At 69.9% G+C, this 14,542-nt stretch carries 11 protein-coding genes; 3 read left to right on the top strand and 8 right to left on the bottom strand.

From position 1 onward, the window contains the following. The first annotated feature begins 3 nt into the window (after positions 1-3). Positions 4-462 (top strand): outer membrane lipid asymmetry maintenance protein MlaD, encoded by a 459-nt coding sequence (gene mlaD, locus ROR02_RS06810; RefSeq protein WP_147163268.1) that lies wholly within the window; start codon positions 4-6, stop codon positions 460-462. A gap of 91 nt (positions 463-553) precedes the next feature. After that, entirely contained in the window at positions 554-1,015 is a 462-nt protein-coding gene (locus ROR02_RS06805; protein WP_147163267.1) for a DUF2155 domain-containing protein, read from the top strand. 97 nt (positions 1,016-1,112) lie between these two features. Here the strand turns inward: ROR02_RS06805 and ROR02_RS06800 are convergent, their stop codons facing one another. Continuing rightward, positions 1,113-2,720 (bottom strand): DUF898 family protein, encoded by a 1,608-nt coding sequence (locus ROR02_RS06800; RefSeq protein ID WP_147163266.1) that lies wholly within the window; start codon positions 2,718-2,720, stop codon positions 1,113-1,115. Continuing rightward, on the bottom strand, positions 2,717-4,438 hold the full coding sequence (locus ROR02_RS06795) for a SulP family inorganic anion transporter (RefSeq protein WP_147163265.1): 1,722 nt from the start codon (positions 4,436-4,438) through the stop codon (positions 2,717-2,719). Before ROR02_RS06795 ends, ROR02_RS06800 begins: the two co-directional genes overlap by 4 nt. A gap of 676 nt (positions 4,439-5,114) precedes the next feature. Between ROR02_RS06795 and ROR02_RS06790 the strand changes: the two genes are divergently transcribed. After that, a complete protein-coding gene (locus ROR02_RS06790) occupies positions 5,115-7,175 on the top strand; it encodes a methyl-accepting chemotaxis protein (protein WP_170245004.1) in 2,061 nt (686 codons plus the stop codon). 109 nt (positions 7,176-7,284) lie between these two features. On the opposite strand, the gene ROR02_RS06785 is transcribed toward ROR02_RS06790, so the two are convergent. The 6 genes from ROR02_RS06785 to cydB all read right to left on the bottom strand — a co-directional run bounded on the left by ROR02_RS06785 (position 7,285) and on the right by cydB (position 14,538). Continuing rightward, entirely contained in the window at positions 7,285-9,081 is a 1,797-nt protein-coding gene (locus ROR02_RS06785) for a sodium:solute symporter family protein (protein ID WP_147163263.1), read from the bottom strand. A 23-nt stretch (positions 9,082-9,104) separates the two neighbouring features. Next, positions 9,105-9,368, bottom strand: coding sequence for a DUF4212 domain-containing protein (locus ROR02_RS06780; protein WP_147163262.1), 264 nt, complete (start codon positions 9,366-9,368; stop codon positions 9,105-9,107). Positions 9,369-9,565: 197 nt separating this feature from the next. After that, positions 9,566-11,371 (bottom strand): thiol reductant ABC exporter subunit CydC, encoded by a 1,806-nt coding sequence (gene cydC / locus ROR02_RS06775; protein WP_147163261.1) that lies wholly within the window; start codon positions 11,369-11,371, stop codon positions 9,566-9,568. Further along, entirely contained in the window at positions 11,368-13,134 is a 1,767-nt protein-coding gene (gene cydD / locus ROR02_RS06770; RefSeq protein WP_147163260.1) for a thiol reductant ABC exporter subunit CydD, read from the bottom strand. The genes cydC and cydD overlap by 4 nt, the downstream gene beginning before the upstream one ends. 108 nt (positions 13,135-13,242) lie before the next feature. Then, positions 13,243-13,350: a cytochrome bd-I oxidase subunit CydX gene (cydX, locus tag ROR02_RS06765; RefSeq protein WP_147163259.1), complete on the bottom strand. Its 108-nt coding sequence runs from the start codon at positions 13,348-13,350 to the stop codon at positions 13,243-13,245. 33 nt (positions 13,351-13,383) lie between these two features. Next, positions 13,384-14,538 (bottom strand): cytochrome d ubiquinol oxidase subunit II, encoded by a 1,155-nt coding sequence (gene cydB, locus ROR02_RS06760; RefSeq protein ID WP_147163258.1) that lies wholly within the window; start codon positions 14,536-14,538, stop codon positions 13,384-13,386. Positions 14,539-14,542: the final 4 nt, after the last annotated feature.

Here is a 14,542-nt window from a genome sequence, read left to right as displayed (position 1 = left end):
GCCATGGAACGCAATCCGATCGAAACGATCATGGGCGCGGTCGTGCTGCTGGTGGCCGGCCTGTTCGTGGCCTTTGCCTATACCAGTGCCACGCTCAAGCCCGTGTCGGGCTATCCGGTCGAAGCCGTGTTTTTGAAGATCGGCGGTCTGGAAACGGGAAGCGACGTGCGCATCAACGGGGTGAAGGTGGGCTCGGTCACCGGGCGTCAGCTGGATCCCGACACCTATCAGGCCGTGGTCTCGATGACCCTTTCGGGGAGCGTCCACATCCCCGACGACACCCGCGCCGCCATTGTCAACGACGGCCTGCTGGGGGGCAAGTACGTGCGCCTGGAGCCCGGGCAGTCGACCACGATGCTGAAGACCGGTGGCCGGTTGACCAATACCCAGGATTTCATGTCGATGGAAGAACTGGTGGGCGAGATCATTTTCCTGGCCACCCAGCCCGCGCCGGGATCGTGAGCGGGCGGGCGCGATCGCGAACATAATGGAACGGATCATGAAGACTCGGCCATCAAGGGCACGCGTGGGGCACTGGCATCGGGGAAGCGGGATGCGGACGCTGGTGGCCCTGGTCACGGTGCTGGGGGGGATCGGGATCGCCGCTCCCGCCGGCGCCGAGGATATCCAGGCGCAAACGGCCCGCCTGGGCTGGCTGGACAAGATCACCGCCCGTATTGGTGAAGTGCGCGTGGACGTGGGGACGGCGACGCGCCTGGGGGTGCTGTCGATCACCGTGCGCTCGTGCGTGCGCCGGGTGCCCCCCGACGATCCGGAAAGCGCCGCCTACCTGGATATCACGGAACTGGCCGAGGGCGAGCCCGCGCGCGACGTGTTCCACGGCTGGATGTTTGCCTCCAGCCCGGCCCTGTCGGCGATGGATCACAGCGTGTATGACGTATGGGTGCTGCGCTGCGAAATCCCCTCCGACGCCGAGACCGGCGGCACCGAGGTTCCCGACGACGGCTCTGCCACCCCGGCGCCGTCCGACAGCGGCCCCGCGCCCCTCGACTAGAGTCCGTCCGTTTCACGTTGAAGCGGACAGACTTTGGATCCCTTTGCTTGAGTTTGTCTTTTCGGGAAAAGCGGTGCCGACTTTTCCCTGGCAAACGCTAAGGGCGCAGGCGATTCCGGGCGGCCGGGTGGGCATCCAGCCAGCCGCCACCGCCGCCCAGGCGGTCGAGCAGGGCGCGCAAGGGGGCGGGATCCAGGCCAACCCGTCCCAGCAGCGCCAGGGCGTGGGTATCGGCGCTGGCTTCAAAGGCACGCGAGCGGGCCCGGTCTTGCAGGAAAACCGGCACGATCAGGGCCTCGGCCGGCAGCACCCAGGGCGATCCCCGGGCCAGGAACAGACCAGCGGCAAGACCAAGGCTGTGCAGCAGGCGGCGCGGCCCGTGGCGGGCCTGGATGTGCCCCAGTTCGTGGGCCATCACCCCGGCCAGGGCGGTGTCGTCGTTGGCCAGGCGAACCAGGCGGTCGCTGATCAGCACCGGTCCCCCGGGAAGCGCCAGGGCCAGGGGCGCCGGGGCGCGGACCAGGGCCAGGGGTGGGGGTGGATCCTGGCCATCGGCGCGGGCCAACCCGGCGAAGCGGGCATGCAAGGCCTCCTGACGGGCCCGGGGCAGGCCACTGGGCGCGAGGCCGCCCGCGCGCAGCGCCTCGAACAGGCCGGCGCCCAGGGCGCGATCAACCGCGCGCGGAACAAGGCGCCAGGTTTCGCCCACCCCGGCCGGGATCAACGCCAGCGCCGCCAGCAGCCCCCCCCCGGCCAGGGCCAGCCGCGCGGGCGACGAGGGCGTGGCCCGGCGGGAGCGGGAGGACGGCGGGGGGGAGGGGCCTGCGGGAAGGCTGACGGCGAGGCGGCCGGCGACGGCGCGCCACAGGCGGGCCTGGGCCCATCCTAGCAGCAAGCCCGCGCTTGCCAGCACCGCGAGCGCGTTGGAGGCGGCGATCCAGGCCAGGCGGGGCCCCGACAAGGTGCACGCCAGCCGTTCCCCCCCGGGACCCACGAGGAACCCTAAAGCCAGGACCCGGCACCGGCCCTGATAGGCCACCTGTCCAACCAGCAGGGCCGGCAAGGCGGCGATCCATGCGTATTCGGGGAAGGTTGGCACCGGAGGCCCCCACAGGGAGGCTCCCACGCGGGCCCCGGCCCACCCCAGCCCCAGGCCCAGGAGCCCGACCGCCAGGGCCAGGGCAAGCGCCGGGAGCAGCGCGCCATAAAACGGCGCCAGGGGCCACGCTTCCATCCCGCGCAGGCCCGGCGGCCGCAGCCGCTCCAGGCGGTGGCGTTCGGCCGCGCGCGTGGCCAGGGGCAAGAGCAGTCCGCCCGAGAGGCAGGCAAGCAACGCGGTCGCGACGCGCAACACAGCGTGGTGGAGCGGTCGGCCGCCCGGGCCGGGCGTTGTGGTCTCGCGGGCCAGGCGGGGGGGGATCAGGCCCAGGGTGGCCAGTCCCGTGCGCGCCAGGGTCCGCGCCGTCCGGTGCGACGACGCCTCGGGCAGGGGGCCGTCGAGGGGAAGCCCGCCCACCGTGGTTGCCGCCAGCAGACTCCGCGCGGCGCGCTCCCGGGCCCGACGCGCCCCCAGCCCCAGGGTCGCCACCGCGACCAGGGCGCTTTCCAGCAGCGGAAGGCTTGGGATCCTCCGGGGGACCCGAACGGGCAGGGTTCCCCCCGGGGACAGGGCCCCGGACGCCGGGCCGGGCGCCTGGCCGATCAAGGGGCGGCGGCCTCGGGCGCGGGCGGCAAGGCATCCTCGATCGACGGCGCGAAGGTGACCAGCGGCGGGCGCACGCCATGGGCCAGCAAGGCCCGGCGCACGGGAATGCTGGCCCCGGTCAGAACCAGGGTCCGCCCGCGCCGTTCGGCCTTTTGCGCCAGTCCTTCAATGGTCTTGGCGGCGGTGGAATCCAAGAAGGGCACGGCGGAAAAATCGATGATCAAGGTGGAATGGGCATCGGCGATGCGCTCCAGGGCCGAACCCACCGAGGCCGCCGCGCCGAAGAAGAACGCGCCGGTAATCCGGTACACGGCCACGGAGCGGTTTTGGGCGGCTCGGGCGTCGTAGGGGGTGCGCTCGGCCGGGGCGCCGTCGGCCCGATCGCCGGGAATCAGGGGCGTCAGGGCCTCGACCTCGGTGGCCTGCGACATGCGCCGGATGAAAACCAGGGCGCCCAGGGCAAAGCCGATCAAAATGGCCTCGGTCAGGTCGCGCAGCACGGTGAGGCCCAAGGTCGCCAGCAAGACAACCGCATCGCCCCACGAGGCGCGGACCAGGGTCGTGATCGCGTGCCGTTCGACCATGTTCCAGGCCAGGATGGCGAGCACGCCGGCCAGGGCCGCGAGCGGAATGCGATCGCCCAGGGGCGCGGCCACCAGGATGAAGGCCAGCAAGGTGAGCGCGTGGAACACGCCGGCCATCGGCCCATGGGCCCCGGCCCGCACGTTGGTGGCGGTGCGCGCGATGGTGCCGGTCACGCAAATACCGCCGAACACGGAAGACCCCATGTTGGCGATGCCCTGGGCGACCAACTCGCAGTTGGAGCGGTGGTTGCGCCCGGTCATGCTGTCGGCGACCACGGCCGAGAGCAGGGATTCAATCGCGCCCAGCAAGGCAAAGGACACGGCGGCCGGCATCACGGCCTGGACCTTGGCCCAGGACAGATCAGGCAAGTGCGGCGCGGGCAGGCCAGTGGGAATGCCGCCAAAGCGGCTGCCGATGGTTTCCACCGGCAGGTTGAAGACAGCGGCCAGCGCCGAGGTCAGGGCGATGGCGATCAAAAGGCCGGGCCAGTGCGGGCGCCAGCGCTTGAGCCCGACCAGAAGGGCAATGGTGAGCGCCGACAGGCCCAAGGTGGGCAGGTGAACGGTGGGCAGCGCCGCCCACAGCGCCGGCAGTTTCTCAAGGAACGGTCCCGGCTCGGGCCCGGCCAGGGTGAGGCCCAGGAGTTCCTTGATCTGGCTTGTGAAAATGATCACCCCAATGCCGGCGGTGAAGCCGATGGTCACGGGGTAGGGCAGGTACTTGACGTAGGTCCCCAGGCGCAGGAACCCGAGCGCCATCAAGAGCAGGCCCGAGAGGAACACGGCCAGGAGCAGGCCGTCCAGGCCATGGGTGTGCACCGTGGTCGCGACCAGCACGATAAAGGCCCCGGCCGGGCCGCCGATCTGGAAGCGGCTGCCGCCCAGAAGCGAGATCAAAAGCCCACCCACGATGGCGGTGTACAGCCCCCGGTCGGGCGTGACCCCCGAGGCGATGGCGATCGCGGTGGACAGGGGCAACGCCACGATGGCGACGCTGAGCCCGGCCAGGGCATCGGCGCGCAGGTGCGGCCAGCGGTAGCCCTCGCGCAACACGGTGATCAGCTTGGGCGTGAACAGCTCGATGAAGCCGGGCTGGGAAGGCGCCACGGGGCGCGTCGGAGGCGAAGACGTCATGGAAGTGGCCTTGAACGGGAAACGAAACGCGATCGTCGGCCAGGGTCGGCAATCGGGGCGCGGGGCCGCGCGGAGTCCCGCGAAACCGGTCCAGGCTGGCGGATTACCCGGGGGGCGTCAAGCGCCCGCTCCGGGGTGCCGGGTGTCTTGGGCCAGAATGGGCCGATCGCGGATAACCGGAGGGAATGTGCGTGGCGGAGAAAGTTAATTATCTGACTTTACACGCAATATTTCAAATAAAATAACATCGTGTCTGGTCTCTTTTGTTTAATGGTGTTTTGACCTGCAACCATGTTGGTGCGTGCAGTTTTGTGTTTATGTGGTTTTTCATATCTTTTCATGTCGGATCAACGGCGCTTATCCATGATTCGGAACGCAAAAAAAGCGGCCTCCCCAGGGGGGAAGCCGCATCAAGGAGCCTGAAGGCCGAGACACCAGTAAGAGGGTTCGATAGGGGAAACCTCACAAGTCCTCAGTGAGAGAATGATAGGCACTCGCATTCCTGAACGCAAGCCTTAAACAGACTTTTTTGGTCCTCTTTCTTGTCCCGGCGTCGAAAAAAAGCGTCCATGCCGTGTAGGGCAGGGTCGGGTGTATCCTTATGGATGGAAATCGGGTACGGTCTTTGGGCTGTTTGCGCCGCAATCCACCCGGGGGCCGCGACGGGGAGACGGGGATGCCCATTCTACGCCATCGATCGATTCGCCTATCCATCGCCTTGAGCGTTCTGTTGCCCCTGCTGGGGCTGATCGCTCTCGCCATCGTGCTGGCGATGGACCAGGCCCAAACCCTGAAGCGCAGCCTGGCGTTGGGCGAGATGGTCAGGGTGACGGTGGAACTGGGGGGCGTCGTGCACGGGCTCCAGAAGGAACGCGGCGCCTCGGGCCTGCTGCTGGCCGAGGGAAGCGACGATTTCAAGGTCCGCCTGGAAGCCGAACGGCGCGCGGTGGATGACGCGGTGGCGCATTTGGAAAGCGCGATCAAGGCCTCTCCCTTGAGCCAGCCGGGGGCGGGGCTGGCCGCGGATCTGGAGGCGCTGGGCGTGGCGTTGGCCGGGCGCCAGGCCCTGCGCGAGAAAGTGGATTCGCGTCACCTGGAATCGGGGCGGGCGGTTGGGGCCTACACCCCGATCATCGAGCAGGCTTTGAGGCTGGTTGACCGGCTGCGCGCCTTCAGCCGCAATGCCGAGGTCACCACCCGTCTGATTGCCTATGTTGCCCTGATGCACGCCAAGGAGCGGGCGGGGCGCGAGCGTGCGACGGTTGCGCGTGGCTTCGCGACCGGTTCCTTCAACCTGGATTTGTGGGAACAGGCCAAGGCGCTGAACGGCGAGGAAAAGGCGCTGTGGGCCGTTTTCGAGGCGCTGAGCGATCCCGGGCTGCGGGCGCGGGCCGAGGCCACCCTGGCCCGGCCCGCCACGGCCGAGGTCGAGCGCCTGCGCCGGATCGCCCACGACAGCCTGATCACGGGGCAGATCGAGGGAGCCTCGGCCGCCCAGTGGTTCGAGGCGGCCACGGCGCGAATCAACCTGTTTCGCGAGATCGAGGAGGAAACGGCCCGCGCGCTGCTTGATCTGGTCGAAGTCGTGGGCGCCCAGGCCCGCCGCGACCTTATCCTGGGCTTGCTGGGCCTGCTTGCATTGCTGACGGCGTCGGTCGGCGGCGCGGTGTGGGTGGCGCGCCAGATGCTGGGCGATTTTCAGGGCCTGACCCGCGCCATGGAGGTCCTGGGGGCCGGAGACGTCGAGCGGACGGTGCCGGGGCAGGGCCTGGGCAATGAAATTGGTGTCATGGCGCGCTCGGTCGAGCAGTTCCGGCAAGGGGAAATCGCCCGGCGCGCGGCCCAGGCCCGCGAGGTTGAAGGCCTGGCCGTGCAAGCCCGGCGGGCGAAAGCCGTGGAGGGTTTGCTTCGCGAGTTCGATCAGTCGGTCGCCGGCCTCATTGCCACGGTCGCCGAGGCCGCGGGCCACATGGAGGAGACAGCCCGCGACATGGCGGAAGCCACCCAGCATTCCAGCACGCAGGCGGAGTCGGTGGCCGGGGCCGCCGGCGGGGCCTCGGAGGATGTGCGGGAAGTGGCGGGGGCCACCGAAACCCTGGTCGACGCGGTTCACGCCATCGAGCACGAAGTGGAAGCGTCCCGCGCCCTGTCCGCCGAGGCCACGCGCGAGGCCCGGGAAAGCACCGGCAAGGTCGCCGGCCTGTCGGAAGCGGTGGGGCGGGTGGGCGAGGTGGTGCGCCTGATCACCGATATCGCCGAGCAAACCAACCTGCTGGCCTTGAACGCCACCATCGAGGCCGCGCGCGCGGGCGAGGCCGGCAAGGGGTTCGCCGTGGTCGCGGGCGAGGTCAAGCATCTGGCCAGCCAGACCAGTCGCGCCACCGATGACATCGCGCGCCAGATCGCGGCGATCCAGGACGCCACCCACGAAACGGTGAGCGTGATCGAGGCGATCGTGCGCCGGGTGGGGCAACTGGGCGCCGTGTTCGACGCCATCGCCACCGCCATCGCCCGCCAGGCCGAGGTGACGCGGGTTCTTCAGGCCCGGGCCGACGGTGCCGCCCGGCGCACCGACGACATTCGCGAGCGCATTGGCGATGTCACCGACGCCGCCAGTTCCACCGGCATGGCCGCCGCCCAGGTGCTGGAGGACGCGGCCCTCCTGAGCCAGCGCAGCTTGGACTTGAAGGGGTTGATCGCCCGGTTCTTGCAATCCGTGCGCGAAGCCGAATCCTGACGGGGGGAGTGCGTCAGGGAAAATGGATACCGCTTTTCCCGAAAGGACATACTCAAACAACGAGGGTTGAAGCCCGGCCCTCTCCCGCGTGGAAAAGGCGCCGGCGGGCTTACGGCACGCCGCGCCAGCGGGTGGACGGGGTGCCGATGGCACGCGGCGTGCGCAGATCGCGGACTTTTCGCCGCAAGGCCTCGGGGGGGGATGGGGTCAGGCGGGCAACCACCAGGGCCACGGTCGTGTTTAGCAGCATGCCAACGCTGCCAATCCCCTCGGGCGAGATGCCCAGCAGCCAGTGGGCGGCGCTGTTCTCGCGCAAGGGGGCCATGACCACGCCCTTGAAGATCAGCAGATAGCCCACGGTGAACACGAGGCCGACCGTCATTCCGGCGACGATGCCCTGGCGGTTCATCGACGGCGCGAAAACCCCGAACACCAGGGCGGGAAACAAGGTCGCGGCCGACAGGCCAAAGGCCAGGGCCACCACCTCGGCGACGGCCCCCGGAGGATGAAGCCCCAGAAGGCCGGCCCCGATCACCGCGCCCAGCGTGGCCAGGCGTCCGGCCCGGATCTCGGCCCGGTCGGACAGGGCCGGAAACCACACCCCCTTGAGCAGGTCGTGACTGAGCGCCGAGGCCATCACCATGAGCAGGCCCGAGGCGGTGGATAACGCGGCGGCCACGGCTCCGGCCGCGACCAGGGCCCCCACCCAGTCGGGCAGGCCGGCGATTTCCGGGGTGGCCAGCACCAGGATGTCGGGATCGATGCGGGTCAGCTCGTTGCCACGCCAGCCCAGATGCTCGGCCCGGCGCTGCATGATCGGATCGCGGTCGTTGTAGTACTGAATCCGCCCGTCGCCGTTGCGGTCCTCGACCACCAGAAGGCCGGTTCTTTCCCAATGGCGGAACCAGTCGGGTCGGGCCGCGTAGGACAGGTTGGCCTGGGGGTCGCCGATGGTCCCCTGCTGGATGGTGGTGGTCAGGGTATACCGGGCCATGGCCCCCACCGCCGGCACCGTGGTGTAGAGAAGGGCAATGAAAATCAGGGTCCAGCCCACCGACCGGCGCGCGTCGCGCACGCTGGGCACGGTGAAGAAGCGCACCAGGATATGGGGCAGGCTGGCCGTGCCCACCATCAAGGCCAGCACCACCGCCACGAGGTCGAGGGTCGAGCGCCCGGGGCGGGTGTAGGCGGCAAAGCCCAGGTCCTGCAAAACGGTGTCCAGGGCATCAAGCAGGTACAGGCCATGCCCGGGTCCTGGCGCCGTGACCTCGGCCCCGAACGCCAGTTGCGGCACGGGAACCCCGGTCAGGGAAAAGGCCAGGAAGGCCGCCGGCACGGTGTAGGCCACCACCACCACGCTGTATTGCGCCACCTGGGTGTAGGTCACCGCCTTCATGCCACCCACCCCGGCGGTGATCATGACCACGAGCATGCCCAGCAAAACCCCGGTGGTCAGGTCCACGCCCAGGAACCGCGAAAAGACGATGCCCACGCCGTGCATCTGCCCGGCGGCGTACACCCCGGAAACCAGCAAAACGCATAAAACCGCGAGCGCCCGGGCTGCCGGTGATCCATAGCGCTCGCCAAGGAACGAGGGCACGGTGAGCGTGCCGCATTTGCGTAAATAGGGGGCCAGCAGCACGGCGAGCAGCACATAGCCTCCCGTCCACCCCACCAGGTAGACCGAGGCATCGAAGCCGCCAAAGGCGATGACCCCGGCCAGCGAGATGAACGACGCGGCCGACATCCAGTCGGCGGCGGTGGCCATGCCATTCAAAAGGGCCGGGACCTTTCCCCCGGCCACGTAAAAATCACGGGTCCCCAGGGCCCGGGCACGCACCGCGATGAAAAGATAAAGGGCAAGGCTCGCGCCCACCACCCCCAGGGTCAGAAAGGAAAGGTCCATGAAGCCGCGCCTTCCCCCCGGGCTCAATCCTCGTCCACGTCGAAGGCCCGATCGATTTCGTTCATGCCCCAGGCGTGGAAGAACACGACCAGCACGAACAAAACCATCGATCCTTGTTGTGCGAACCAGAATCCCAGACGAAAACCGCCCAGTTCGATGGCATCCAGCTGTTCGGCGAAAATCACGGAACATCCCAAGGCGACCCCCGCCCACACGCCCAGGCACACGGTGACCAGGCGCAAGGTGGCCCGCCAATGGGCGGCAGCCGTTCCCGACGGATCGTTCATGGACAAGACGCTCCCCCCCTCTCGCGAATGGCGGTGCGACGGCCGGATCGCGCGGGGTTCCCCGTTCCCTTGGTGTTCCGTCCGCCGCTCAATTCCTCTAACCAGGACGCGTTTGCAGGATAAACCCTTCGGTGTTCTGGAAAAAGACAAAACACGACCTTAAGGCGCTGGAATGAACCCTTAACAAGGACCGGACCCTACAGGGCGGCGGCCTCCAGGAACTGGCGGAAGGGGCCGGGCATCCGGGCAAGGTCCCAGGGGGCGCCCGCGTCCACCACGCGGCCCTGGTCCAGACAGGCCACCTTGTCCATCCGCTCCAGGCCATGGGGGCGGTGGGTGACCAGCAAAACGGCCCGCCCGGCGGTGCCGGCCGCCGTCAGAACCTGGTCCAGCACCCGGGCTTCCAGGGCCGGATCCAGGCCCTCGCCCGGCTCGTCCAGCACCAGCACCGGCCCCGCGCCCAGGAGCGCCCGGGCCAGCGACAAGCGCCGGGCCTCGCCCCCCGACACCGGGCGCCCGGCCGCGCCCAGGGGGGTGTCCAGCCCCTCGGGCAGGGCGGCCAGCCACTTGGACAGCACCACGGTTTCCAGGGCCGCGCGCAAGGCCTCATCGGAGGCTTCGGGGGCGCCCAGGCGCAGATTGCGCCGCACGGAGCCCGCGAGCAGAAGAGGAGCCTGCGGCGCCAGGGCGACAAGGCCGTGCAAGGCGGGATCGTGGGGGCCCTCAACCGGCCGTTCGTTTACCAGAACCCGGCCCCGATCCCAGGCGAGGGTGCCGGCCAGCAGGGAAACCAGGGTGGACTTGCCGGCGCCACTGGGCCCCACCACCCCCAGGCGTCCACCCGGGGGCAGCTCCAAGGAGACCTCGCGCAGGGCCGGGCGCCCGCCCTCGATGCCCGCGACGGACACCGAGTCCAGGCGCACGGCCGGCGCCGTGGCGCGCGCGGGGGAGGGCGAAGGGGAGGGGGAAGGGGAAGAGGAGGGGGAAGCAGAGGGAGAGGCAGGGAGGGCCGGGGAAGCCCGTCGTTTCGTATCAGGCGAGGCGGGAGCCAGGGCGCGCACCCGGTCAAGCGCGGCGAACGAGGCGCCCAGGCGCTGGAAGGCCTCGGGCAACGGGCCCAGGGGTTCGAACAGGGCGAGGCCCAGGAAGGCCAGCAAGACCAGGATGGGGCCGTCCACCTGCCCGGCGGCGACCAGGACCATCCCCCACACGGTGACCTGGGTCAGCAAGGCAAGCCCGGCCAGCCCGAGGGATTCGATCCAGGCGGCGCGTTTCGACAGGCGCACGGCCCGGTCCTCCACCTCTCGCGCGCGGTCCTGGAAGCGGGGCAGGGCGCCACAGGCGCGCAGTTCCTCCTGGCCGCCGATCAGGTCGACCAGGGCGACGCGCAAGGCAACCCGGGCGGTGACCAGCGGGGGGCCGACGCGGCGCCCGGCCCGGGCCAGGACCAGCGGCACCAGCCCCCCGGCCACGACCATGCCCGCCGTCAGCACCAGCGCGGCCTGAGGCAGGAAATGGGCACACACCGTGATGCCGATGGGGACCACGATCAGGGCCACCAGCACCGGCAGCACGCCTTGCAGCGACAGGCGTTGCACCGCGTCCAGATCGCCCCCCAGCCGGCCGGCGAGATCGGCGCCGTGGAGGGCCGCGTCGGGCGAGGCGGGGCGTCCGGGGCGCTCGGCCAGGGCCGCGAACAGGCGCGGGCGCAAGCGCGCGATCAGCCGCAAGGTGGCGTCGTGGGTGACCAGCCGTTCCAGGTAGCGCCCGCCCGCGCGCGCGATGGCGGCGGCGCGGATCAGGGCGGCGGGGAAAAAGTAGTTGAAGGCCCCCCCACCGGCTCCGGCCAGGGCCATGCCGGTGATGAACCAGCCCGACACCGCGAGCAGGACGATATTGGCCAGCGTGGTGATCACGGCCAGAACCAGCCCGGCCGACGCCTTCCAACGCGCCTCGCGCCACAGGCCGGCCAGGAACCCCATCCGGTCGAAAAACAGGCTCATCGGCTGGTTTCCTCCAGGGCCGCGCCCACCAGGGGGGCACCCGCACCCAGCAAGGCACGCAAGGGACCGTCGGACGCGCGCAGGGTCTCGAACAAGCCTTCCTGCGCCACCCGTCCCCCCGCCAGCACAAGGACCCGGTCGGCGGCGCGGATGGTCGCCAGCCGGTGAGCGGCCACCAGAACGGTGCGGCCACGCCGCAAGCCCTGCAACGCGGCGATCAGGGCGGTTTCGCTTTCGTGGTCCAGGCTGGCCGAGGGTTCATCGAGCAGCACCAGGGGGGCGTCCATCAAAAAGGCCCGGGCCAGGGCCAGGCGGCGCAGCTCGCCCCCCGACAGGCCGGCCCCGCCTTCTCCGATCGGCGCGTCCAGCCCTTGCGGGCGTTCGGCGACAAAGGGGGTGGCGTGGGCAAGGTCGAGCGCGCGCGACACGGCCTCGTCGGGGGCGTCGGGCGCCCCCAGGCGCACCGCCTCGGCCAGGGTGCCGGCGAAGGGGTGGGGCTCCTGGGGAATCCAGGCCGGCCGCGCGGCCTCGGCCCCGGGGGGAACGCCATCCACCCGGATGGTTCCCGCTTGTGGGGTCAGGCGCCCGCGCAGCAGGGCCAGCAGGGTGCTTTTGCCCGCGCCACTGGCGCCGACCAGGGCGGTCAGGGTGCCGGGCTCCAGGGTAAACGAACAGTCCTCCAGGACCGGGGCGTGGCCCGGATAGGCGAAGCTCACCCCGGCCACTTCCACCCGGGGGGCGGAAGGTTCCTCCGGGCGCAGCGGGGCGGCCTGGGAAGCCGGAGACTCGGGAGTCGGGGACTCGGGAGCCGAAGAGGGGGGGGCGTTTTCGTCCTCGATCAGGGCGGCCAGACGTTCAGCCGCCGCCTGGGCTTCCAGGCGTGCGTGGTAGTGCACGCCCAAGGAGCGCAGGGGAAGGTAGAACTCGGGGGCCAGCAGCAAGACGAACAGCCCGCGCTCGAACTCAATTTGCCCCCACAGCAGGCGAAAGCCGATGAACACCGCCACCAGGGCGACCCCCAGCGTGGCCAGGAATTCCAAGACCAGGGCGGAAAGGAAGGCGAGGCGCAGCACCCGCACCGTGCCGTCGCACCACGCGCTGGCCGCCGTGGCCAGGCGCTGGCGCTCGGCGGGCACGGCGGCGAAGGCGCGCACCAGGGGCAAGGCGCGGACCACATCCAGGAAATAGGCCGACGCCCGCGTCATTTCGGCCCACTGGGCGGCGTTCAGGGTCTGGGTGCCGTGGCCGATCAGCAGCATGAACAGCGGGATCAGGGGGGCGGTGCCGGCCAGGACCAGGGCGGAAAGGGGATCCATCGGCACGACCACGACCAGCACCACCACGGGCAGCAGCACGGCGTGAAAGGTGGCGGGCAGGTAGCGGGCGAAAAAGGGCTCGATGGCGTCGATCCCCTCGACCCCGACCAGGGCCAGGGAACCGGGGGGCACGGGCGTGGAGCGGGCCAGCAGCCCCTCGACCAGGCGCCGGCGCACCATGCGTCCGGCCTCGAATCCCAAGGCGGCGGCCCGGCCCTGGGCGGCGGCCATCAAGGCGGCGCGGGCCAGCAGCAAGGCGGCCACGGTGCCCAGGCGCAAGGGCGTGGGCCCGGTGTCGTGGAAGACCAGGGCGTTCAAGGTGTCGGCCAGGCACCAGGCCAGGGCCACCAGAACCACGCCGGCGGCGCCGTTCAGCAAGGCCACCCCGAGCAGGGCCGGGCGCAGGGCGGCCCGGGGCGCGTCGAGGCAGGCGGGCAGGGGGGGCATGGGGACTCCGGGGGATGGCGAAGGGGAAAAACCGGCCCGCAGGCCGACAAAAAGGCTCCCGGAGGGGGCAACCCTCTCCGGGAGCCGAAGATGCAACCGATCAGGCGGTCATTCCTTTTCGGGGCCCAGGGCCTCCTCGGCTTCCAGCCACATCACGTTGATGATGCCCAGCGACAAGGCGGCGGCCAGCCCCAGGATCCAGGTGAAATACCACATGCGTCGTCTCCCTTATCCAAGAGGGGGCTGGGCCTAGTACGCCGAAACCCGGCTGGACCGGATGTCCTCCTCGCTCAGCTTGCCCCACATGCGGACGTAGCACCAAACCGTGTAGATCAGGACCAGCGGCAGGAAGATCACGACGGCCCAGAACATGACGGTCAAGGTCAGGTGACTGGATGTCGCGTCCCAGGCCGTCAGGCTGGATCCCGGATCGGTGCTGGACGGCAAGATGAAGGGAAACATCGAGGCGCCGGCGGTCAGGATGATGCCCGCGAGCGACAAGGACGAGCCCACGTAGCCCAGGCCCGGCCGTTCGGCCCAGTTGAACACGATCGCGAGCAGCGCGCCCAGGAAACCCAGGGCCGGGGCGGCGAGGGCCAGGGGGACCGTGCTGTAGATATCCAGCCATGCCCCCGGCGCGGCCACCACGGTCTTGCCCAGCGGGTTGGGGAGCCCCCCGGGATCGGGCTGGACGACGATGCGCAGGCCATCGAGGCCATAGGCCACCCACAGACCGGCCAGGGCGAACAGCACGATGACCCCGGCCCCCAGGATCATGGCCACGGTGCGGGCGCGATCGGCCACCGGGTAGTGGGTGCGCAGGTGCAGCCACGTGGCGCCGTGCAGAGCGAGCATGGCCACGCTGATCAGGCCGCACAGCAGGGCGAAGGGGTTGAGCAGCGGCAGCAAGGCGGTGAGCAAGGAGCCCTCGTAGTGCGAGCGCAGCATGGAATCCAGGTGGAAGGGGACGCCTTGCAGCAGGTTGCCAAAGGCCACGCCGAAGATCAGCGCGGGGACCAGGCTGCCCGCGAACAGGCCCCAGTCCCAGGCCGACCGCCAGCGGTCATCCTCCAGCTTCGAGCGGTAATCGAAGCCCACGGGCCTGAAGAACAAGGCGAACAGCACCAGGAGCATCGCCATGTAAAAGCCCGAGAAGGCGGCGGCGTAGACCAGGGGCCAGGCGGCGAAAATGGCGCCGCCGGCGGTGATCAGCCACACCTGGTTGCCATCCCAGTGCGGGCCCACGGTGTTGATGATGACGCGCCGCTCGGAATCGGCGCGCCCCAGGAAGGGCAGCAAGATGCCCACGCCCATGTCCATGCCGTCGGTGATGGCAAAGCCGATGAGCAGGGCGCCGATGAGGCCCCACCAGACCAGTTTGAGGGTTTCATAATCCATGATCATGACG

It is taken from the genome of Pararhodospirillum oryzae (genome assembly GCF_007992075.1).
GTDB lineage: Bacteria > Pseudomonadota > Alphaproteobacteria > Rhodospirillales > Rhodospirillaceae > Pararhodospirillum > Pararhodospirillum oryzae.
The sequence above is the reverse complement of the archived record's forward strand: the minus strand, read 5'-3'. Positions and strand labels throughout refer to the sequence as shown.

Coding starts and splice junctions, on each gene's coding strand:
- cydC (WP_147163261.1), bottom strand. CDS start 11,371: ATGAGCCTGTTTTTCGACCGGATGGGGTTCCTGGCCGGCCTGTGGCGC.
- ROR02_RS06780 (WP_147163262.1), bottom strand. CDS start 9,368: ATGAACGATCCGTCGGGAACGGCTGCCGCCCATTGGCGGGCCACCTTG.
- ROR02_RS06790 (WP_170245004.1), top strand. CDS start 5,115: ATGCCCATTCTACGCCATCGATCGATTCGCCTATCCATCGCCTTGAGC.
- mlaD (WP_147163268.1), top strand. CDS start 4: ATGGAACGCAATCCGATCGAAACGATCATGGGCGCGGTCGTGCTGCTG.
- ROR02_RS06805 (WP_147163267.1), top strand. CDS start 554: ATGCGGACGCTGGTGGCCCTGGTCACGGTGCTGGGGGGGATCGGGATC.
- ROR02_RS06785 (WP_147163263.1), bottom strand. CDS start 9,081: ATGGACCTTTCCTTTCTGACCCTGGGGGTGGTGGGCGCGAGCCTTGCC.
- cydD (WP_147163260.1), bottom strand. CDS start 13,134: ATGCCCCCCCTGCCCGCCTGCCTCGACGCGCCCCGGGCCGCCCTGCGC.
- cydX (WP_147163259.1), bottom strand. CDS start 13,350: ATGTGGTATTTCACCTGGATCCTGGGGCTGGCCGCCGCCTTGTCGCTG.
- ROR02_RS06795 (WP_147163265.1), bottom strand. CDS start 4,438: ATGACGTCTTCGCCTCCGACGCGCCCCGTGGCGCCTTCCCAGCCCGGC.
- cydB (WP_147163258.1), bottom strand. CDS start 14,538: ATGATCATGGATTATGAAACCCTCAAACTGGTCTGGTGGGGCCTCATC.